This window comes from Nonlabens tegetincola, assembly GCF_002954355.1.
GTDB classification, from domain to species: Bacteria; Bacteroidota; Bacteroidia; order Flavobacteriales; family Flavobacteriaceae; genus Nonlabens; species Nonlabens tegetincola.
Window position 1 is genome coordinate 389,344 of the sequence record NZ_MQVV01000010.1, and the last position, 20,432, is coordinate 409,775.

General features: G+C 35.9%; 23 protein-coding genes. 19 read left to right on the forward strand and 4 right to left on the reverse strand.

What is annotated here, in order from left to right:
* The first annotated feature begins 151 nt into the window (after window positions 1-151).
* Genes hemW through BST93_RS02290 form a run of 4 tightly spaced genes read left to right on the forward strand, consistent with a single transcriptional unit; the run spans window position 152 to window position 3,614 of the window.
* A complete protein-coding gene (gene hemW / locus BST93_RS02275; RefSeq protein WP_105017928.1) occupies window positions 152-1,354 on the forward strand; it encodes a radical SAM family heme chaperone HemW in 1,203 nt (400 codons plus the stop codon).
* A 2-nt stretch (window positions 1,355-1,356) separates the two neighbouring features.
* Entirely contained in the window at window positions 1,357-2,178 is an 822-nt protein-coding gene (locus BST93_RS02280; RefSeq protein ID WP_258150467.1) for a DUF6624 domain-containing protein, read from the forward strand.
* Window positions 2,175-2,981 carry a cyclase family protein gene (locus BST93_RS02285; RefSeq protein WP_308736847.1) on the forward strand — a complete coding sequence of 269 codons (807 nt, stop codon included), beginning with the start codon at window positions 2,175-2,177 and terminating at the stop codon, window positions 2,979-2,981. Before BST93_RS02280 ends, BST93_RS02285 begins: the two co-directional genes overlap by 4 nt.
* A gap of 9 nt (window positions 2,982-2,990) precedes the next feature.
* Window positions 2,991-3,614: a DUF4230 domain-containing protein gene (locus BST93_RS02290; protein WP_105017929.1), complete on the forward strand. Its 624-nt coding sequence runs from the start codon at window positions 2,991-2,993 to the stop codon at window positions 3,612-3,614.
* A gap of 2 nt (window positions 3,615-3,616) precedes the next feature.
* On the opposite strand, the gene BST93_RS02295 is transcribed toward BST93_RS02290, so the two are convergent.
* From BST93_RS02295 to BST93_RS02305, 3 genes are all read right to left on the reverse strand, one after another.
* Entirely contained in the window at window positions 3,617-4,714 is a 1,098-nt protein-coding gene (locus BST93_RS02295; protein ID WP_105017930.1) for a TFIIB-type zinc ribbon-containing protein, read from the reverse strand.
* Window positions 4,715-4,724: 10 nt separating this feature from the next.
* Window positions 4,725-5,861: an SPFH domain-containing protein gene (locus BST93_RS02300; RefSeq protein WP_105018138.1), complete on the reverse strand. Its 1,137-nt coding sequence runs from the start codon at window positions 5,859-5,861 to the stop codon at window positions 4,725-4,727.
* A 76-nt stretch (window positions 5,862-5,937) separates the two neighbouring features.
* On the reverse strand, window positions 5,938-6,300 hold the full coding sequence (locus tag BST93_RS02305; RefSeq protein ID WP_105017931.1) for a hypothetical protein: 363 nt from the start codon (window positions 6,298-6,300) through the stop codon (window positions 5,938-5,940).
* Window positions 6,301-6,473: 173 nt separating this feature from the next.
* On the opposite strand from BST93_RS02305, the gene BST93_RS02310 reads away from it, so the two are divergent.
* Entirely contained in the window at window positions 6,474-7,283 is an 810-nt protein-coding gene (locus BST93_RS02310) for a M23 family metallopeptidase (protein WP_085775378.1), read from the forward strand.
* Window positions 7,283-8,779: a GH3 auxin-responsive promoter family protein gene (locus BST93_RS02315; protein ID WP_105017932.1), complete on the forward strand. Its 1,497-nt coding sequence runs from the start codon at window positions 7,283-7,285 to the stop codon at window positions 8,777-8,779. The genes BST93_RS02310 and BST93_RS02315 overlap by 1 nt, the downstream gene beginning before the upstream one ends.
* A 1-nt stretch (window position 8,780) precedes the next feature.
* Here BST93_RS02315 and rsmI read toward each other — a convergent pair whose 3' ends face one another.
* Complete coding sequence (rsmI, locus tag BST93_RS02320) at window positions 8,781-9,449, reverse strand: 16S rRNA (cytidine(1402)-2'-O)-methyltransferase (protein WP_105017933.1); 669 nt, start codon at window positions 9,447-9,449, stop codon at window positions 8,781-8,783.
* A gap of 81 nt (window positions 9,450-9,530) precedes the next feature.
* Between rsmI and BST93_RS02325 the strand changes: the two genes are divergently transcribed.
* The 13 genes from BST93_RS02325 to BST93_RS02385 all read left to right on the forward strand — a co-directional run bounded on the left by BST93_RS02325 (window position 9,531) and on the right by BST93_RS02385 (window position 20,426).
* A complete protein-coding gene (locus BST93_RS02325; protein ID WP_042277000.1) occupies window positions 9,531-9,887 on the forward strand; it encodes a hypothetical protein in 357 nt (118 codons plus the stop codon).
* A 268-nt stretch (window positions 9,888-10,155) separates the two neighbouring features.
* The gene (locus BST93_RS02330) at window positions 10,156-10,824 is read left to right on the forward strand and encodes a succinate dehydrogenase cytochrome b subunit (RefSeq protein WP_105017934.1); all 669 of its coding nucleotides are present in this window, start codon (window positions 10,156-10,158) and stop codon (window positions 10,822-10,824) included.
* Between the two features lie 2 nt (window positions 10,825-10,826).
* Entirely contained in the window at window positions 10,827-12,830 is a 2,004-nt protein-coding gene (locus tag BST93_RS02335; protein WP_060523588.1) for a fumarate reductase/succinate dehydrogenase flavoprotein subunit, read from the forward strand.
* Window positions 12,831-12,885: 55 nt separating this feature from the next.
* Entirely contained in the window at window positions 12,886-13,632 is a 747-nt protein-coding gene (locus BST93_RS02340; protein ID WP_105017935.1) for a succinate dehydrogenase/fumarate reductase iron-sulfur subunit, read from the forward strand.
* A 72-nt stretch (window positions 13,633-13,704) separates the two neighbouring features.
* On the forward strand, window positions 13,705-14,841 hold the full coding sequence (locus BST93_RS02345) for a methionine aminotransferase (protein WP_105017936.1): 1,137 nt from the start codon (window positions 13,705-13,707) through the stop codon (window positions 14,839-14,841).
* A gap of 45 nt (window positions 14,842-14,886) precedes the next feature.
* On the forward strand, window positions 14,887-15,354 hold the full coding sequence (locus BST93_RS02350) for a hypothetical protein (protein WP_105017937.1): 468 nt from the start codon (window positions 14,887-14,889) through the stop codon (window positions 15,352-15,354).
* A 161-nt stretch (window positions 15,355-15,515) separates the two neighbouring features.
* Window positions 15,516-16,409: a heme o synthase gene (cyoE, locus tag BST93_RS02355; protein WP_105017938.1), complete on the forward strand. Its 894-nt coding sequence runs from the start codon at window positions 15,516-15,518 to the stop codon at window positions 16,407-16,409.
* Complete coding sequence (locus BST93_RS02360) at window positions 16,409-16,987, forward strand: cytochrome c oxidase subunit 3 (protein WP_244895615.1); 579 nt, start codon at window positions 16,409-16,411, stop codon at window positions 16,985-16,987. The genes cyoE and BST93_RS02360 overlap by 1 nt, the downstream gene beginning before the upstream one ends.
* A gap of 51 nt (window positions 16,988-17,038) precedes the next feature.
* On the forward strand, window positions 17,039-18,043 hold the full coding sequence (locus BST93_RS02365; protein WP_085775372.1) for a cytochrome c oxidase subunit 3: 1,005 nt from the start codon (window positions 17,039-17,041) through the stop codon (window positions 18,041-18,043).
* Window positions 18,044-18,064: 21 nt separating this feature from the next.
* Complete coding sequence (locus BST93_RS02370) at window positions 18,065-18,448, forward strand: cytochrome C oxidase subunit IV family protein (protein WP_042277024.1); 384 nt, start codon at window positions 18,065-18,067, stop codon at window positions 18,446-18,448.
* Between the two features lie 58 nt (window positions 18,449-18,506).
* Complete coding sequence (locus BST93_RS02375) at window positions 18,507-19,208, forward strand: membrane or secreted protein (protein WP_105017939.1); 702 nt, start codon at window positions 18,507-18,509, stop codon at window positions 19,206-19,208.
* Entirely contained in the window at window positions 19,201-19,902 is a 702-nt protein-coding gene (locus BST93_RS02380) for an SCO family protein (RefSeq protein ID WP_105017940.1), read from the forward strand. Before BST93_RS02375 ends, BST93_RS02380 begins: the two co-directional genes overlap by 8 nt.
* A 2-nt stretch (window positions 19,903-19,904) precedes the next feature.
* Window positions 19,905-20,426 (forward strand): DUF420 domain-containing protein, encoded by a 522-nt coding sequence (locus BST93_RS02385; RefSeq protein WP_042277033.1) that lies wholly within the window; start codon window positions 19,905-19,907, stop codon window positions 20,424-20,426.
* Window positions 20,427-20,432: the final 6 nt, after the last annotated feature.

Here is a 20,432-nt window from a genome sequence, read left to right on the forward strand (position 1 = left end):
TAATATAGGGAACAATAACAATGCCTAAACTACTGGTTTTATTGTGTTTAACATGTTAAAATTTAGACTTTAACATAAAACACAAGAATAGGGTACAATTTTACAGCTTTTTGAGGAATTCCCTTTACCTTTTGGACTTACCTTTACCTCTGTGAGTGGGATATATATACACATACCGTTTTGTAAACAAGCCTGTCACTACTGTGATTTTCATTTTGTAACTAGTACTAAATACAAGACTAGAATGATTCAGGCATTATGTGATGAATTACGTTTTCGCGCTAAGCGGCCTAATATCGAATCTAATATTTTAAATACTGATATTTATAATTCCTCAGTTTATCTTGATGATGATGCCGTTGTAGAAACTATTTATTTTGGTGGTGGCACACCTAGTGTTTTACAAACTGAAGAAATCAACAAGATTATTGATACCGTCTTTCAAAATTTTAATGTGAGTTCAAATCCTGAAATCACACTCGAGGCAAATCCTGATGACCTTGATGATTTGACCATTAAACAATTAGAGAAATCACTTGTAAATAGGTTAAGTATAGGTGTTCAAAGTTTTCATGAAAAAGATCTCAAGCTCATGAATCGGGCACACAATGCACAACAGGCAGAAGAGTGTATTTTAAAAGCGCAGCAATATTTTGAAAATTTGTCCATCGATTTAATATATGGTATTCCAGGTTTAACTAATGAAGAATGGCGCGATAATATCTATAGAGCGATCGAACTCAAAATACCTCATATTTCCAGTTATGCACTTACGGTAGAGAACAATACAGCCCTAAAATCATTTATCGAGAAAGGCTTAATCCCGCAAGTCGATGATGAAAAGGCCCATGAGCATTTTAATATTCTGATTGATGCCATGCAGCTACATGGTTATAAAAATTACGAGTTTTCTAATTTTGGAAAACCAGGCTTTTTTTCAAGAAATAATACTGCTTATTGGACAGGTAAACCTTATCTGGGAATAGGTCCTAGTGCTCATAGTTTTGATGGTGAAAAACGTGGATGGAATATCAACAATAACCTAAAATTTATGAAGGCTATTGAAAACGGTAATTCACCAATGGAAATTGAAAAGCTTACTAAAGTAGATAGATACAATGAGTACATAATGACAGGTTTGAGAACCATTTATGGTGTGTCTTTAGAGAAAATTGAATTTGAATATGGTCTTGAGTTTAAGACATACCTTCTTAAACAAGCTCAAGAATACCTTAAGGATCATTTACTCTATTTAGATGGTGATACCTTGCTGGTAACTCGCAAAGGAAAGTTTTTAAGCGATGGAATTGCTAGCGAATTGTTTATGCTTAATTTAGGAGATTATAAAGAATAACTATGAAGGTCAGGTTGTTAATAGTAATCTTATTGATCGTAAGTTGTAAAAAGTCACCATCAATTGCAGATATCTCTACACTCGATGAAATTTCATATGAAGAAATGTTACAACAAGCAAGTAGTAATACTCTTATCGTTAGGGATGATGTTGTTTACATAGATGAAAATAACAATGTGCTTTCCAATGAAGAAAAGGAAAGTCGCAATGAAGATTTAATGTATGCAAAATGGCTAGTCAATGAACAAAATGAGCTGGTCATGGTACAGTTACAATCCAGAGAAAATGCTCTTAAGTGGTTGAGTGACCGACCAGTTATTAAAGATAATTCTCAGATTGATTGTAACAAATTAGATATGTTATTAGAACGTATTTATCGACGAGACCAAGAAAATAGAAGTTCGCAAGCGATTTTACCAAAAGTTGATTCGCTCAATCTTGTAGCCATAGAAGCGGTGATAGATAAATGCGGTATGCCTACCATAGAAAATTCGGGAGAAATGGGGCCTAGCGCTGTTTGGTTAGTAATACAACACGCTAGCGCCGATAAGCGCAAAAAATACTTTCCCATGTTGTTAGAAGCTTCAAAAAAAGGTGATTTAGATAGGCAAGACATCGCTCTTATGCAGGACCGCATGCTTATGGATGCTGGCAAACCACAACTTTATGGATCCCAAGTTACCGTTGATGAAAGTGGTGAATACGTGCTTTACGATTTAAGAGACCCTGAAACTGTGGACCAACGCCGTGCAGTCATGAATTTAATGCCTTTAAAGGAATATCTTAATTTCTTTGAAATAGAATTCAATGTGCCTCAAAAATGAGAATAGCTCTGTTATTACTTTTAATTTTATCATTGATTGCATGCAATCAAAACAATACAACTATGACCGCTACCATTCATATAGAATCCAAAAATTATAAGATAGACCTAGACAAACCCATTGATATAAGTATTCCTGTACAACATCAATCTGGTGTAGGTGCCTGGTATATCGATCAACCTACTATTAAGCATGTTGAGGTTGATGGTTACGTAGGAAAAGTAGAATTGGGCGGCAGTACAAATTTTAATGATGTTTCGTTTAATCCTCACTCTCATGTAACTCATACTGAATGTGTAGGACATATCACAAAGCAAGTTTACAGCGTGAATCAAGCATTAAATAGAACCTTTTTTAAAGCACAGGTTATTAGTGTTCAACCAGAAGAGTTTGAGGATGATTTGATAATTACCTTAGAAAAGTTTACCCATATTGCTGACGATGTAGAGGCAATTGTGATAAGAACTCTTCCTAATTCAGGTGATAAAAAGACCAGGAACTATTCTCATACTAATCCACCTTATTTACTGGAAGAAGTAGCAGTACGCTTTCGCGAAAGCGGAATAAAACACCTGCTTATTGATTTGCCTAGCGTAGATAAAGAAAAGGACGAAGGAGCATTACTAGCCCACAAGGCTTTCTTTAATTATCAAGGCGACTACCGAATGGATGCTACGATTACAGAATTTATTTATGTACCCGATGAGGTGAGTGATGGAAATTATTTATTGGATTTGCAAATAGCACCTATAGAGAATGACGCAGCTCCTTCTAGACCTATTTTGTATAAGATAAAATCTTAAGTTTGTGGTATGGAGTACTTATTTATAGGGCTGGCAGCAGGAGCAGTAATATCTTTTTTTATTTTCAAATTCTTAGTTAAGGGCAACCATTCAAAAAATAATACTAAGGAACAAAGCGTGGTGCTCATGGAAAAAATACGCACGGTATGTAAATTCATTACTGTTGAAGGAGATTTTGCCGAGATATATCACTACGAAAATGTAAAGGAAAAACTCATGACCCTATTACTAGGTAAAAAGAAGGCTATTGTACTTGTAAATGCCAAAGCACATATAGGCTATGATTTAACTAAAATCAAAATGCATAGTGATCCTGAACGTAAAACGATTACTCTTACTAATTTTCCACAGCCACAAGTAATGAGTATCGAAACGGATCTTAATTACTACGACAAAAAAGAAGGTTGGGCAAACTATTTTTCTAGTTCTGATCTTACTGAAATTTCAAGAAACGCAAAGCAACATATCATTGACAAAATACCAGAAAGTGGCCTTCTAGAGCAAGCTCAACAAGAAGCCTTACAAGCGATTCAAATGATGGAAACCCTTGCACAAACTATCGGTTGGACCTTAGATTACAATGCACTTTTACTCGAGGAACCTGAAAAACAGGTTAAGATTTTAAATAAATAAGGTTATTGAACCTGGCTCGACACTACAATAATGACTGTAAGAACGATAAGTGTACAAACTACCGCAAAAAATATTTTCCAAAAAGAGTAGGGTCTGGAGCCGTGTATTTTACCAGTTTGCCCATTTACATAGAAGTGATATTGTTTACTGTTGTAATAATAACTACTTATGTATACAGGTAGTAATATATGCTTAAAGGTTTCATCATCTAAAGACATGTTAACACTACTTATTTTTTGAGTATCTCCACCTATATCACGACGTATCCAATTTCTACAAATCTCCTCAGCACGCTTGTTAGATACAATGTGTCCTTCCTTTAATGAAATGGTGTATTTCTCTGTCACATAACCAGCTAGAAAGCGAGAGTCAAAATTAGTAAGCTGTTTTAAATCCCACCTAGCAACTTGCTCGGGAATTTGGGACTGCTGTTTTTTAGTAGCCTTAACTAAAGTGTCATCGATAAACCCAGAGACATTACCAGCAGCAGGACTCCAGTCTGTTCTTCTTTCTCTAACCTGTCTTTTGTTTTCACCACTACCTACTGTTTTTGTTACATAATAGTAATCACCTCGCATTCCAGTATAACCTGCTTGTAATTGCGCATCAAATGTCCAATAAGGTAAGTAAAGACCTTTGGTGTTTTCAGGACTTAATGAAGCCTTTTTTAAGTTATTAGGAGCCCACCAAAGTTTATTAACCCAGTTTTTAAATATTAAATGAGCTTTACCTTGATTAATTTGAAACGGAATAAGAGCGCCTGGTTGTATCCATTCCTCACGATATAGCTCATCAATTTGCAACGGCGATGCACAGTAAACACATTGCAAAGTTTTGTAGGATTCTTCAACATGCTGGGTAGCACCACAACTTTTACAATCCAACAAACTCAATTCTGTGGAATGCGATTGTGATCCTAACTGTTCTAGATAAGGAAGTAATTCTATTTCTTGAAAAGGTTGCTCCTTATGTTCAATTTGTTCTTTATGACCACAATAATCACAAGTTATTAGGTCTGTACCTGGTTCATAAGTAAGTTCTGCGCCACAATTGACGCAGGACTTTTTACGTTTGGAAACGCTTTTTATCGACTCGCTCACGAGCTATTTATTAAGAATTAGGTAATGGCGGTGGTGTAGTTCCTCCTAAAAAGACTTTTAATTCATCAATATCCTTAAGAGCTTTCCAACCGTCTAATCCTGCGCGCCATATTAAGGTTTCTTTGTTCACGGTTCTTCCTGCAAATAAAGCTCTTAATTGTTTAAAAGGCACAGGTCCGGCTTGTGCGCCGTTGAGTGCATAAAAATATTGAACAGCCTGCGGTAATGGTGGTGGCGCCACAGGCGCTGATTGAGTTTGAGGTGCGGCTGCTGTTCCAGCTGTTGGATTCATCATGCCGCCCATTTGTTGGGCTAGAACAAATCCCATTCCCATTCCCATTCCGGCACCAGCAGTTCCTCCTTCATTTGCTGCTGCCGCTTCGATTGCCTTGGCCGTTTTAAATTTTGTAAGCTTGTCTAGGTCTAACTTATCAATACGACTGTACTCAAAAATCTCTTTTTTAAGATCTTCTGGCATCGATACATTTTCAATGTAAAAACGCTCTAGTGAAATACCTACACCCAAAAATTCTGGTTGCATTACTTCCTTGCAGGTTTCAGAAAGTTCTGATGTGTTTGCAGCGTATAGTTCAATAGGTAAATTAGCTTCTCCTACAGTGTCAGTAAAACGTGTGGCGATCAGACTTTTTAAGTGTTCATTAATCTCAAAGTTGGTAAAGTTGTTATCAGTCCCTACAATGTCAATGATAAACTTACCTGGATCATTAATTTTAAATGCATAAGTACCAAAGGCTCTTATTTCAACTAATCCAAATCTATCGTCGCTTAAGGTAATTGGGTTTTTAGTTCCCCATTTTTCATCAGTGAATAAGTGCGTGTTTACAAAGTAAACCTCTGCTTTAAAGGGCGAATTAAAACCATACTTCCATCCTTTTAAAGTTGAAAGGATAGGTAGGTTTTGAGTAGTCAGATCGTACGTTCCTGATGTAAATACATCTGCAAGCTGCCCTTCATTCACAAAAACCGCAGCTTGTCCTTCACGTACGATGAGTTTGGCGCCGTTTTTTATTTCGTTTTGATAGCGTTCAAAACGGTGTGCAATGGTATCGTCGGTATAATCCAGCCACTCAACAATATCAATAAATTCGTGGCTTAATTTCTCTTTTATTTTATCAAAAATACTCATGGTGGTAGCTTTTAAATTTTGGGTATTCAATGTAGTGATTTTTACGCTTTCGCGAAAGCGTATTTATCAACCTTAATTATTTAATAAGATTGAGATCATTCAATTGAACAAGCAAGGAATCAATAAACTCGCGTTGTTCGAGCTGTGATTTGTTGGCAATTTTAATCGTATATACCTCGTTGAAGCTTGTTTGATCAGTAAGGGAGCTGTCTATAATAACATTAAGGTTATCTACTAATCTAGACATAGGCCAGTCCTTCATCACTAATGAATCACCGGTCAGTTTTAAAGAGGCTTTACCATATAAACCTAGACCATTTCCACCTTCAATATATCCTTCTAAACTTAGAGTTTTAACCTCTACACGTTTAAAGTCAGTGGAGCAGGAAGTTAAGCCAATAAAAAAGAGAAATAAGAGTAAGAAGTTTTTTAAGTTCATGAGGCAATAGCTTTGGGTAAATATAGTTATTAAACGTTATTTAATTAGGTGCTAGTATAGGGAGCTTTTTTGATTATCCTATATTTGTACTAGAAGAACAAAATGGCAAAAAGAAAAAGAAAAAAGGGAACGAATTCTCTAGAAAAAAGAGTAGATGGACCAGTCACTATCGTATGGTAGTGCTCAATGATGACACCTTTGAAGAACGTTTTTCTTTAAAGCTGAATAGGTTAAACGTTTTCTTTATCACTGCCATAAGTGCATTATTGCTTATTGTTTTAACCACCTTACTCATCGCTTTTACTCCTTTAAGAGAGTATATTCCAGGTTATTCTAATGCCAAAACTAAAAGTACGGCAGTTCAATTGACAAAGGAAACCGATTCATTAAGACAAGTGCTGGCGACGAAAGACGAGCAGTATAACCGAATAAAAAAAATTCTTCTAGGTGACTTAACTTTTGAAGAATATGAAAGTACTACTGCAGAAGATTCTACCACAACAATACAAGCTGTACCAGATTTGTCACCTAGTGAGCAAGAAAACGAATTGCGCAATGAGGTTGCAAAAGTTGACCGATACAATATATTGAACGATGCGAGTGTGCGTACTGAATTTGTTCTGTTTACACCTGTGTCAGGATCATTAACAGGATCATTTAATCCAGAAGAAGATCATTATGCTGTCGATATCGCAGCGTCTGTAGGAACTCCTATAAAAGCTGCCGCAGATGGAACTGTAATTTTTTCTGGGTGGACAGTGGAAACTGGTTATACAGTGATTATAGAACACGCATTTGGTTTAATAACGGTATATAAACATGCTGGTGAACTTCTCAAACAACAAAATGATCGAGTAGAATCAGGTGAAGTTATCGCTAGCATAGGTAACACAGGTGAACTTACTACCGGACCTCATTTACACTTTGAAATATGGAGCGATGGTTACCCATTAGATCCAAGTAACTTTATTAGCTTTAAATAATGTCGTTAAAGTCCTTTGCAGCACGCATATTTGCTAAGTTTATCGATCGTAAAACTCACAAGTGGAGTGAAAATCCAATTGAAACTCAAAACAAAGTTTTCAAGCATTTATTGGAAACTGCTTCTTCGACTGATTTTGGAAACGATCATAATTTTAAAACCATAAAAACACATCAAGAATTTACAAAACAAGTGCCTGTACGTGATTACGAGGATTTAAGGCCTTATGTAGATAGAGTGGTTGATGGAGAAAGCGATGTTTTATGGCCAGGTAAACCTCTTTATTATGCCAAAACATCTGGAACAACCAGTGGAGCCAAATATATTCCTATCACCAAAGAGAGCATGCCTGAACATATAAAAGCAGCACGCAATGCTATTTTGAGCTACATAAATGAGACCGGTAATAGTCATTTTGTGGATGGAAAAATGATATTCCTACAAGGAAGTCCAGAAATGGAGGATAAAAATGGTGTTCAACTAGGTCGATTGAGCGGTATTGTAGCGCACTATGTACCTGGATATCTTCAACGCAATAGAATGCCTTCTTGGGAAACGAATTGTATCGAGGATTGGGAAACCAAAGTCGAGGCTATTATCGATGAAACTTTACCTGAAGACATGAGTGTAATTTCAGGTATTCCCAGCTGGGTACAAATGTATTTTGAACGAATCGTACAGCGCACAGGAAAGCCTGTAGGTGAAGTATTTCCTAACTTCAATTTGTTTATTTACGGTGGTGTAAATTTTGAACCTTATAAGGCTAGATTTGAACAACTTATAGGTAGGCAGGTGGATAGTATTGAGCTTTTTCCTGCAAGTGAAGGCTTTTTTGCATATCAAGATACTAGAAATGAAAAGGGTATGCTATTGCTGCTAGATGCTGGTATCTTTTATGAGTTTATTCCTGCAGATCAGTTTTATGATGAAAATCCTCCTAGACTTACCATTGCAGATGTGGAAGTAGGTGTGAATTATGTGATGATTATTTCTACTACTGCTGGATTATGGGCTTATAACATTGGTGATACAATTGCGTTTACTTCAGTTCAACCTTACAGAGTAGTTGTTACAGGTAGAATAAAACATTACATAAGTGCCAGTGGTGAGCACGTAATAGGAAAAGAGGTTGAACAGGCAATGAAAGAAGCTTGTGATGTTCAACAGGTTATAATCAACGAATTTACTGTCGCACCTCAGTTAAACCCAAATGATGGTGAATTACCATACCACGAATGGTTCATAGAATTCGATCAAAACATGTCTTTTGACAAGAAAAAATTTAGTGCTGATTTAGATCAAGCGTTACGTAATCAAAATAGTTATTACGACGATCTCATAGTAGGTAAGGTTTTACAACCATTAAAAATAACAACCGTTCCTAAGGATGGTTTTAAATCCTACATGAAAACTATTGGTAAATTAGGCGGGCAAAACAAATTACCGCGATTGTCTAATGATAGAAAAATTGCAAGCTTTTTGGAAAGTTTAAGTTAACCTACATCATTCCTTCTAAAATTAAAACGAACTCTCCTTTGGTTTTTTTAGATTGAAAATGTGAAATTGCTTCTTGTACTGTTCCTCTAAAATGCTCCTCAAACATTTTAGAAATTTCTCTTGAAACACTTATTCTACGATCAGGTCCCATGTGTTCCATAAAGTCATTTAATGTTTTCCCTAGCTTGTGTGGTGATTCATAGAATATAATGCTGCGCGTTTCTTCTTTTAAAAACAACAACCTTTTTTGTCTCCCTTTTTTAACGGGAAGAAAACCTTCAAATACGAATTTGTCACTAGGTAGTCCAGATACAGTTAGGGCTGGCACAAAAGCTGTTGCTCCTGGTAAAGCTTGAACTTCTATATTTGATTCAATAGCCTTGCGAGTAAGCAGGTATCCTGGGTCGCTTATTCCTGGAGAACCAGCATCGGTTATTAAGGCCATACTAGTCCCTGCAGCAATTCGTTCTATTATAGAATCACTTATTTTATGTTCATTATGCATGTGGTAAGACTGCATAGGGGTATTTATGCTGTAATGCTGTAGTAATTTTCCACTAGTACGAGTATCCTCTGCTAGAATCAAGTCAACTTCATTTAGCACATTAATAGCTCTAAATGTGATGTCTTCTAGGTTCCCTATAGGTGTAGGTACAAGATACAATTTCATAATGTGTTACTTAGGAAATTCAAAGATAGTTATATACTTCTCATACTAATAAATACGATGAGCTTCTTCTATCTTTGCATCATGACAAAAGATGAGCTACTAAAAAAGAGATGGAAAACAACGGAGAGTTTTTTTCAGGAGCGTTTCGGTGATGGAGAAGAGCTAGATCTAGATGCTATTCTATTTGTTATTGGCGTTCAAGAGTTAGGTCAATTACATCGAAAATTTAAAAAAGATGAGAAATTACAGCTCATGCATATAGCTATATGTAGATTGCTTGAACCATATGGGTATTATGAATTTTCTCATTTTGATGAGGATAAATGGCCGCATTACCTTCTTAAAGAAAAATTACCACCTTTAAAGGCTGGTGAGCAATCTCTACTTATGAAGGAAGCAATTGTGAATTATATGCTAGAAACTGGGGTAATAGACTAATACAGTAACGTTATTAAATTTTTATTTAAAAGGATAAATTGTTTAGGTATCTAATTGTTTTTCGCACTTATCTATATCCATTTCAAAAACAAAATCTTAACGAACTTTTTGCAAGGAAAAGACCAGTATTTCTACTTAATTCAACGTAAAGTCTAATTTACTTAATTAAGATTCAATCCAAATAAGAGTTTTTAACTCGGCTTGCAATTATAACGATTGAATTCTATCAATTGAGAGGTTATCTTTGCGTGAAATTAAAAATTTATACATGAGCGCATTAGTAAAATCATCACTAGCAAGAAAATGGGTGATGGCATTATCAGGGCTATTTTTAGTAGTGTTTTTAACGCAGCATTTTGTTATTAATATCACGTCGGTAATTGCACCAGATACTTTTAACGAATGGTCACATTTTATGGGTTACAATCCATTAGTGCAATATGCTTTGCAACCAGTTTTAATTGCTGGTATTATCATTCACTTTGTTATGGGTATTGTGTTAGAAATTCAAAATAATAAAGCAAGACCAATAAAATATAAAAGCAGCCCAGGAAATGCTAATGCAAGCTGGGTTTCTCGTAATATGATCATCACAGGACTTGTTGTTCTAGCATTTATGGGATTACATATGTATGACTTTTGGGTTCATGAAATGGCTTATAAATATGTTGAGGTGAATCCTGAAGACCCAACAAGATATTATGAAGAAACTGTAGAAAAATTTGCTCCTATCTGGAGAGTAGTTCTATATGTTATTGCTTTTGTACTCCTAGCAATGCATTTATGGCACGGTTTCAATAGCTCTTTCCAATCTATGGGAGCAAAGAGTGTAAATAAAGGAGAAGGCTTAAAGAAATTTACTAAGGTTTGGAGTATTCTAATACCAGCAGGATTTATCTTTATAGCATTGTTTCACCATCTAAATCATACAAACTAATTATGTCTGTATTAGATTCAAAAGTACCATCAGGACCACTTGCAGATAAGTGGACGAAACACAAGAATACTATCAATCTGGTAAACCCAGCAAACAAGCGTTTAATTGACGTAATTGTTGTAGGGACAGGTCTAGCAGGTGGTAGCGCAGCGGCTACTCTTGCAGAGCTAGGTTATAATGTAAAAACATTTTGTTATAACGACTCGCCACGTCGTGCTCATTCTATTGCTGCACAAGGTGGTATCAATGCTGCCAAGAACTATCAAGGAGATGGAGATTCAAATTTCCGACTATTCTACGATACCATTAAAGGTGGAGATTACAGATCTCGTGAGGCAAATGTTCACCGATTAGCAGAAGTTTCTGGAAATATTATTGACCAGTGCGTTGCTCAAGGTGTTCCTTTTGCTCGTGAATATGGAGGATTGTTGGACAATAGATCTTTTGGTGGTGTTTTAGTTTCTAGAACATTCTATGCTGCAGGACAAACAGGACAACAATTACTATTAGGAGCTTACTCTGCTCTTAATAGACAAATTAATAGAGGTAAAGTACAACCGTTCAACCGTCACGAGATGTTAGATCTTGTGGTAGTAGATGGAAAAGCAAGAGGAATTATTGCTCGTAACTTAGTTACAGGTGAGATTGAAAGACACGGAGCTCATGCAGTGGTAATAGCCTCTGGAGGATATGGTAATGTATTCTTCCTTTCTACAAATGCGATGGGTAGTAATGTTATGGCTGCTTGGAGAACGCACCGTCGTGGAGCTTTCTTTGCAAATCCATGTTTTACACAAATTCACCCTACTTGTATACCTGTGAGTGGTGAACACCAGTCTAAATTAACTCTAATGTCCGAATCGCTACGTAACGATGGGCGTATTTGGGTTCCTAAAGATCTAGAAGATGCAAAAGCTATTAGAGAAGGTAGGTTAAGAGGTGTTGATTTACCAGAGGAGAAAAGAGATTACTACTTAGAAAGAAGATATCCAGCATTCGGTAACCTTGTACCGCGTGATGTTGCATCTCGTGCAGCAAAAGAACGATGCGATGCAGGTTATGGTGTAAATAAAACAGGTAATGCTGTTTATCTAGATTTTGCAGCTTCATTCTTACGTTATGGTAAGATAGAAGCCTTAACTAGTGGTAAGAAAAACGCAACCGAAGAGGAAATGATTGCTTTAGGTAAAAAAGTAATCGAGAAAAAGTACGGTAACTTATTTGATATGTATCGTAATATTACCGATGACAACCCTTATGAGGTTCCTATGAAAATATTCCCAGCGGTACACTATACAATGGGTGGATTGTGGGTAGATTATAATTTACAAACAACAGTGCCAGGTTGTTTTGCAGCAGGTGAGGCAAATTTCTCTGACCATGGTGCAAACAGATTAGGAGCAAGTGCCTTGATGCAAGGACTGGCCGATGGTTACTTTGTGTTACCATACACAATAGGTGATTACCTGTCAAATGAAATTCGTACAGGTGAAATTTCTACGGATACGCCAGAATTTGACGAGGCAGAAAAGGATGTGCGCAATCGTATTTCTAAACTTATGAATGGTTCAGGTAAACATTCAGTAGATTATTACCACAAGAAGCTAGGTCTTATTATGTGGAATAAATGCGGTATGTCTAGAAATGAGAAAGAACTTAAGGAAGCGATGGATGAAATCGCTGAGTTAAGAGCAGATTTCTGGCAAAACGTACGTGTTCCTGGTAGTGCCGACACTAAAAACCAAGAGCTTGAAAAAGCTGGTCGTGTAGCTGATTTCCTAGAATTAGGAGAGCTGTTTGCTAAAGATGCTCTAGACCGTAATGAAAGTTGTGGTGGTCACTTCCGTGAGGAGTATCAAACAGAAGAAGGTGAGGCATTACGTGACGATGAAAATTACACTTATGTAAGTGCTTGGGAATACAATGAAAACCCACGTGAGGCAAAACTTCACAAGGAGAATCTTGTTTTTGAAAATGTAGAATTGAAAACGAGATCTTATAAATAATTGAATTTTAAATGTTGCGCTTTCGCGAAAGCGTAATCTATAAAATATAGAAAGTATGAAACTTACTTTAAAAATCTGGAGACAAGAAAACACAAATGCCAAGGGTAAAATGGTTACCTACCAGTTAGATGGTGTAGATGGTGATATGTCGTTTCTTGAAATGATGGATATCCTTAACGAGGATCTTAATAACAAAGGTGAAGAGCCAGTAGAATTTGATCATGACTGCCGTGAAGGTATTTGTGGTGCATGTTCAATGGTGATAAACGGTCAACCGCACGGTCCTCAAAAATTGACAACAACGTGTCAATTACACATGAGAAAGTTCAAAGATGGTGATACCATTACTATTGAGCCGTGGAGAGCAGCAGCCTTCCCGGTAATTAAGGATTTAATGGTAGATCGTTCAGCTTTTGATAGAATACAGCAAGCTGGTGGATACATATCGGTTAACACCTCTGGTAACACGCAAGATGCAAACGCTATTCCAGTTGAGAAAGAAAATGCCGATGAGGCGTTCTATAGTGCAACTTGTATAGGTTGTGGAGCTTGTGTAGCAGCTTGTAAAAATGCAAGTGCGATGTTATTTACAAGTGCTAAGATTTCTCAATATGCATTATTACCACAAGGTCAGGTAGAAGCAACTACCCGTGTTGAAAATATGGTGCGTCAAATGGATCTTGAAGGATTTGGTAACTGTACAAATACAGGTGCATGTATGGTAGAATGTCCAAAGGGTATTAAATTAGAAAATATCGCACGTATGAATCGTGAGTATCTTAAGGCTGAAACTATAGGATAACACACAATTTAAATAGAACTTAAACCTCTCTTGCTTATTTTTAACAAGAGAGGTTTTTTTATTTACTTATTTATGATCAATTCCAAATTACCACATGTTTCTACGACCATATTTACTGTGATGAGTGATCTGGCACGAGAGCATGGTGCAATTAATCTATCACAAGGATTTCCTAGCTTTTCAACAGATGATCACTTAAAATCATTAATTAAAAACGCGATTACTAATGACCACAATCAATATGCACCCATGCAGGGTTTGTTGTCAATTAGAGTTTCCTTAAGCAATTTGATTCACAATTGCTATGGAGCTATCTATCGACCAGATGATGAAATTTGTATTACTGCAGGAGCTACCCAAGCTATATTTACAGCGATCCAGGCGATAGTTCATCCTGGAGATGAAGTTATCTACTTTACACCAGCTTATGATTGCTATGAACCAGCTATTCAATTAGCTGGTGGTATACCTGTACCTATAAGCTTGGATGTGCAAAACTTTACCATAGATTGGGATCTAGTGAAGCAAAAAATCTCGAATAAAACGGTGGCTATTATAATAAATACACCACATAATCCTAGTGGAACCGTTATGAGTAAGGAAGATATGCTTTGCTTGCAAAAACTGGTAGTAGACCATGGATTAATTTGTATAAGTGATGAGGTTTACGAGCATATAGTTTTTGACGATAATAAACACATGAGTGCCGCAAGTTTTGAAGGTCTAAAAGAGCGTAGTTTTATAATTGGTAGTTTTGGAAAAACCTATCACATAACTGGTTGGAAAACCGGTTATTGTGTCGCGAGTAAAGTTCTAATGAAAGAATTTTTAAAGGTTCATCAATACTTAGTGTTTTGTGTAAATCACCCCATTCAAGTTGCTCTTGCTGAGTATTTGAAAACACCAAAACATTATTTAGAGTTAGGGGCTTTTTATCAACGTAAAAGAGATTTATTTTTAAGTTTACTTAAAGATAGTATGTTTAAATTCTCGCCTGCTCAAGGATCGTATTTTCAGTTATTGGATTATTCATCATTAACTAATGAGCATGACGTAAGTTTTGCAAAAAGATTAACGATTGAAAATAAAATTGCCTCAATTCCTATTTCGGTATTCATGAGTAATGATAATACAACGAAACTTAGATTTTGTTTTGCAAAAAAGAATGATGAGCTTATTCAAGCAGCAAATATCTTAAAAGCACTTTAGTATAATTTGGCTAGATTTATGTAGTCGTTTGTAAAAAGATTAAAAATGAAATGGATGGTTTTAATGATTGCATTAACACTTGTTAATTGTAAATCAAAAGAAGGAGTAGCAACTATGAATGCAAAAAACAATGAAAATACAATATCTGTACAGCAATGGAGCGGTGGCGCGCCAGGTTCTGGATCAGGATATTTAATTGATTTTGAAAAAGCATTCTTTGATGCAAAACCTAGTAAAGTATATTTCAAGGGTTCTTGGACCGATAAGGTATCCATCCATCCAGATAAACCTAACTGGTATAGGGTGAGACTCAATAATCAAAAAGGAGACGTGGTAATGCATTCAGATTCTTCAAAAGAGGTTGTAAATGAAATACCTTTCCCTGAAAACGCCGTGCGTAAAGTAGATGACGGTGATATGGCTGTTCTAATTGGTGATCTATGGATTATTGTAAACAATGTTCCTGTCAAAGAGCCGCTTTTTTATCCCAGCGCACCACCTAGGCAGCAGTAAAAGTTGATAATTAAGTACGCTTTCGCGAAAGCGTATTCACACTCACTTTAGAAGAATATTTTTATCGCATTATTCTTGGAAAATATTGTGCGACAATCTGTTAATTCCTTTGCTCAAGGACGACTTCATAAGTATCTTTGCAAACCTTTTAAATTGAGGATTTGAGTCAAACAGAAACGGTTATAAAATCTCCAAGCGCTATTCAAAACTTTGTTGAAATAACAAAGCCTAGGCTATCTGTGGTTGTTGTTTTTTCTTCTATTGCAGGTTATTTTCTTGCTGTTGAAAACGCAGATTTTCTAGAGCTTTTTTATTTATGTGCAGGCGGATATTTTCTTGTAGGTAGTTCAAATGTTTTTAATCAGATTATTGAGCGCGATCGTGATGCTCTCATGAAGCGTACTCAAAACAGACCGCTTCCTACGGGTAGAATAAGCGTGCCTGTTGCCTGGACTTATGGAATAGCCATGGCCCTTACAGGTGTGTTTTTACTTTATCTTATTAATATACCGACGGCATTTTTTGGTGCTCTAAGTATTGTGTTATACGCGGCTATTTATACTCCTTTAAAAACAATTACACCCTTGTGTGTTTTTGTAGGAGCATTTCCAGGAGCTATTCCTTATATGCTAGGTTGGGTAGCTGCTAGTGGTGATTTTGGTATAGAGCCAGGAACTCTTTTTATGCTGCAGTTTTTCTGGCAATTTCCTCATTTTTGGGCGATAGGTTGGATGTTAGAAGACGACTATAAAGCTGGTGGTTTTAAAATGTTACCTACAGGTGCTGCCGATAAAGGAACGGCATTACAAGTTGTATTATACACCATATGGACAGTTTTGATTTCTATAATTCCAGTGTTTAACATCACGGGAGAATTGTACATCACTTGGTACAGTGCAATATTGGTAGGAATATTAGGATTGTGGTTTTTATATTATGCCATCAAATTATTTAAAGAACAAAGTAAAACAGTAGCACGTAAATTAATGTTGGTTAGTGTGAGTTACATTACCCTAATCCAGATAATTTATGTTGCCGATAAATTTTTACGTTAATGACTGATTATACAGAAGTACCTCATGAGGTGAAGTTAGCAAGAAGCAAAAAGCAAATGATGTATTTTGCAATTGCCAGTATGGTGATGATGTTTGCAGGTCTTACCTCAGGTTATCTAGTAAGTAGGCCCAGAAAAGATTGGGTTGAAATAGAATTGCCACAAGAATTTTACTACAGTACAGGAATTATAATTTTAAGTTCAATAGCATTGTGGCTTGCAAAGCGCAGTATTAAAGCTGGAAATAATAAGGGTGCTGTTATTTTAACGGTTACTACTTTTGTCTTGGGATCTGTTTTTGTCTACATGCAATTCGCAGGTTTTGAAACTTTATATAACCTAAAACATTACTTTACCGGTCGTGGTAGTAGTGTATCAGCTAGCTTTATTTATATCATTGTTTTTGCGCACTTGGTCCATATTGTCGCGGGATTAATAAGCTTAATGGTGATAACATTTAATGCAATTAAAGGTAAGTATAACTCTCAAAATTATTTAGGATTTGAGCTAGGTGCTATATTCTGGCACTTTGTAGATATTTTGTGGGTGTTATTACTTGTGTTTTTCTTACTAGCATAAAAGAATTTTTAGACTTATTTTTGCGACTTATTGAATATCTAATAACTAACTATGGAAACAGCAGTAGCTACTACTGGAACTGAAGGACAAAAATGGGGCGGCGGTGATGCAAAACCGTTAAACGCTAGCTATGGTAAGATGATGATGTGGTTTTTCATCTTGTCCGATGCATTAACCTTCTCAGGATTTCTTGCCGCATACGGTTTTTCAAGATTTAAATTTATTGAAGAATGGCCTATCGCCGATGAAGTGTTTAACCACTTCCCATTTTTACATGGTGTTGATGCACCTATGTTTTATGTGGCGTTGATGACCTTTATCCTTATTGGTTCTTCTGTTACAATGGTACTAGCCGTTGATGCTGGTCACCACATGGACAAAAAGAAGGTTTCTCTTTACATGTTGCTTACTATAATTGGAGGTTTCATTTTCGTTGGTTCACAAGCTTGGGAATGGGCAAACTTCATCAATGGAGAGTACGGAGCTGTTCAAACAAACGGTGGTAAAATTTTACAATTTGTTAAGGTTGATGATCATAAAAAACGTGTAGGTCTTGATGAATTTGTTACTGTTGGACCTAGAGATGCAGAGTTTTTAGGTAATAGTGAAGGAATATGGTATGAGTCATCTGGATATCAAGGAACTTATACTATTGAAGAAGTGAAAAATGCTTTTAAAGCTAATCCAGATATTACAATAAGAACACAACAACTTATTGAAAACCCAGAAACTGGTGCTTCAGAGAAGTTAGTTCTTTCTAGAGAAGAAGCGTTAATTAAATTAGAAAAGGATGGTAAGGCTGTAGTTGAAGGTGCAAACCTTACGGTAAACGAGTACGGAGCTCCTCTATTTGCAGACTTCTTTTTCTTTATCACTGGATTCCACGGTTTTCACGTATTTAGTGGTGTGATGATCAATCTAGTGATTTTCTTCAATGTTCTTTTAGGAACATATGAAAGAAGAAAAAGTTATGAAATGGTTGAAAAAGTTGGTCTTTACTGGCACTTTGTAGACCTTGTTTGGGTTTTCGTATTTACATTCTTCTACTTAGTTTAATAATAGATAAAGATTTTTAAAATGGCAGAACACGCACATAAATTAGAGATATTTAGAGGTTTAGTTAAGTTTAAATCAAACACTCAAAAGATTTGGGGTGTACTTATCTTCTTATCTATCGTAACTATTATTGAAGTTGCTCTAGGTTATATAAAGCCAGATATTTTAAACGGTAAATTCCTTGCCCTTAAATGGCTTAACTGGATATTTATCATACTTACTCTTGTAAAAGCTTATTATATTACTTGGGATTTCATGCACATGCGTGACGAGGTAAGTGGTTTGAGAAGAGCAGTAGTTTGGACAGGAGTTTTCTTAATAATCTACTTAATAGCTATACTTCTTGTAGAAGGTGATTATATATATGAGGTTTATAAGAATGCAGCCGTAAGTTTTGACTTCTAATGCTTACTAATAACAAACGAACTAGGACGGTATTTACCGTCCTTTTTTATACCTGATTATGGAAAAGTTACCACCGGCAAAAGGAATTAATCAAACAAATAAGGCAAAAAGTAATTTTGTACTCATAGTACTTTTTGCATTGCCTTTAATTGCATATTTGTTTTTTTTGAATGGAGAGCACAAGTTTAAAACTTTGCCAGTGGTTAAGGAATCTATCGGATCTATTGAAAATTTCAAAAGATTGGAGGACAATGCCACATTACAATTAAAGGATAGTCTTACAATAATTACATTTCTCGGTAAAAATCCTTATCAACGTATTGGTTATATTTCAAACATCAATGAAAAGGTGTACCGCAAATTTCATGAATTTGAAAATTTTCAAATGATAAGTATCATTGATACCAGTGGAACAGGTGATATGAAAGATGTTTACTATCAATTAAAAACAAATACTGATTTAACCGATTGGCATTTTTTAACTGGTAATGGCCAAAGCATCAAAGATTTTTTTAATTCTTTAGGAACAGATTTGGAATTAAACTCTGATCTATCGTCTGACTACGCTTTTATGGTTGATAAAAAGGCACGCTTACGTGGCAGACCTGGCAATGATGAAGAGGATGAAGTTATTGGTTATGATACTAGCTCACTTGCAGCCATAAATAAAACAATGGTTGATGATATTCGTGTATTTATGGCCGAATATCGTATGGCTTTTAAGAAGAATCGCTCAGAAAAGATAAAGAAAGATGAGTAAGAAAAAGGACACGCCCTATTACATTGGCTTGGCAATAATAATTGTCATTTTCGGCTATTTTGCGGTTAAGAATGTCGTGCATTATATCAATAAGGATAAAGTCGTAGATAGCAATCGTACAGAAGATCGCGCTCCCGTGGCCGATAAATTTCTGTATAAGCATGGAAAGATTCCAGACTTTAAATTTGTCAATCAACGTGGTGATACGATAACTAATGAAACCTTATTGGGTCAGGTATATATCGTTGATTTTTTCTTTACAAGTTGTGGTCTTATTTGTCCACCCATGAGTAAGAATATGGCAACCGTTCATGATGAATTAAAGGAATACAAAAATTTCAAAGCAATCTCTATAACCATTGACCCAATTACAGATACTCCAGAAGTGATGAAGGAGTATGCCGCAAGGTATACCGATGATACGCGTAACTGGTGGTTCTTACATGGAGAGATTGACGATGTTTTTGAACTAGCCGAAAAAGGTTTTAGTTCATACATTAAAAAAAGTGATGATCCAGCAATTCGATTTGAACACAGTGGAAACTTTGCTTTAGTAGATAAAGAAGGTTTCTTAAGGTCTCGCAAGGATGAATACGGTAATTGGATTATGGTATATCGCGGTGTTGAGGAATTTGATGCGCCGCCACAAATAGATGAAATAGTTGAGGATGCAGTTACACTTTTAAACGATTAATTATGTTAGAAAAAAGAGGTCCAGCCATTATTATAGCCATTTCAATATTAGTTCCATTGGTAGTGGTAGTTCTTATGTTCTTACCAGAGCGTTTCAACTTTTTAGGAGTTGAAGCAGGCATGTTTCCTTTACTTCATGCATGTATAAACGGTATGACTGCTTTATTGTTAGTAACGGGTTTACTCTTAATAAAAAATGGTGATCGACAAAAGCACCGCAAGGTTATGACTACCGCTTTTGTATTGAGTGCCATTTTTCTTGTGAGCTATGTAATATCAAAAATTAGCAACGATCCAACTCCATATCCCGAGGATGCCCCTTTTAGAGCAATTTATTTATTCATTTTGATATCGCACATTGTTTTATCTGGTATTATACTGCCGTTAGTACTATACACTATGTATTTTGCTTGGAATAAAAAATACGAGAAACACCGTCGTATAGCAAGATGGACGTTCCCTATTTGGTTATACGTTGCAATAACAGGTGTTTTAGTGTATGTTTTCATGGCTCCTTACTACTAATCGACT

Coding starts and splice junctions, on each gene's coding strand:
- BST93_RS02305 (WP_105017931.1), bottom strand. CDS start 6,300: ATGAACTTAAAAAACTTCTTACTCTTATTTCTCTTTTTTATTGGCTTA.
- BST93_RS02335 (WP_060523588.1), top strand. CDS start 10,827: ATGTCTGTATTAGATTCAAAAGTACCATCAGGACCACTTGCAGATAAG.
- BST93_RS02360 (WP_244895615.1), top strand. CDS start 16,409: ATGACTGATTATACAGAAGTACCTCATGAGGTGAAGTTAGCAAGAAGC.
- BST93_RS02330 (WP_105017934.1), top strand. CDS start 10,156: ATGAGCGCATTAGTAAAATCATCACTAGCAAGAAAATGGGTGATGGCA.
- BST93_RS02325 (WP_042277000.1), top strand. CDS start 9,531: ATGACAAAAGATGAGCTACTAAAAAAGAGATGGAAAACAACGGAGAGT.
- BST93_RS02280 (WP_258150467.1), top strand. CDS start 1,357: ATGAAGGTCAGGTTGTTAATAGTAATCTTATTGATCGTAAGTTGTAAA.
- BST93_RS02310 (WP_085775378.1), top strand. CDS start 6,474: ATGGTAGTGCTCAATGATGACACCTTTGAAGAACGTTTTTCTTTAAAG.
- BST93_RS02370 (WP_042277024.1), top strand. CDS start 18,065: ATGGCAGAACACGCACATAAATTAGAGATATTTAGAGGTTTAGTTAAG.
- BST93_RS02385 (WP_042277033.1), top strand. CDS start 19,905: ATGTTAGAAAAAAGAGGTCCAGCCATTATTATAGCCATTTCAATATTA.
- BST93_RS02315 (WP_105017932.1), top strand. CDS start 7,283: ATGTCGTTAAAGTCCTTTGCAGCACGCATATTTGCTAAGTTTATCGAT.
- BST93_RS02300 (WP_105018138.1), bottom strand. CDS start 5,861: ATGAGTATTTTTGATAAAATAAAAGAGAAATTAAGCCACGAATTTATT.
- BST93_RS02350 (WP_105017937.1), top strand. CDS start 14,887: ATGAAATGGATGGTTTTAATGATTGCATTAACACTTGTTAATTGTAAA.
- BST93_RS02340 (WP_105017935.1), top strand. CDS start 12,886: ATGAAACTTACTTTAAAAATCTGGAGACAAGAAAACACAAATGCCAAG.
- rsmI (WP_105017933.1), bottom strand. CDS start 9,449: ATGAAATTGTATCTTGTACCTACACCTATAGGGAACCTAGAAGACATC.
- BST93_RS02285 (WP_308736847.1), top strand. CDS start 2,175: ATGAGAATAGCTCTGTTATTACTTTTAATTTTATCATTGATTGCATGC.
- BST93_RS02290 (WP_105017929.1), top strand. CDS start 2,991: ATGGAGTACTTATTTATAGGGCTGGCAGCAGGAGCAGTAATATCTTTT.
- BST93_RS02375 (WP_105017939.1), top strand. CDS start 18,507: ATGGAAAAGTTACCACCGGCAAAAGGAATTAATCAAACAAATAAGGCA.
- BST93_RS02345 (WP_105017936.1), top strand. CDS start 13,705: ATGATCAATTCCAAATTACCACATGTTTCTACGACCATATTTACTGTG.
- BST93_RS02380 (WP_105017940.1), top strand. CDS start 19,201: ATGAGTAAGAAAAAGGACACGCCCTATTACATTGGCTTGGCAATAATA.
- BST93_RS02365 (WP_085775372.1), top strand. CDS start 17,039: ATGGAAACAGCAGTAGCTACTACTGGAACTGAAGGACAAAAATGGGGC.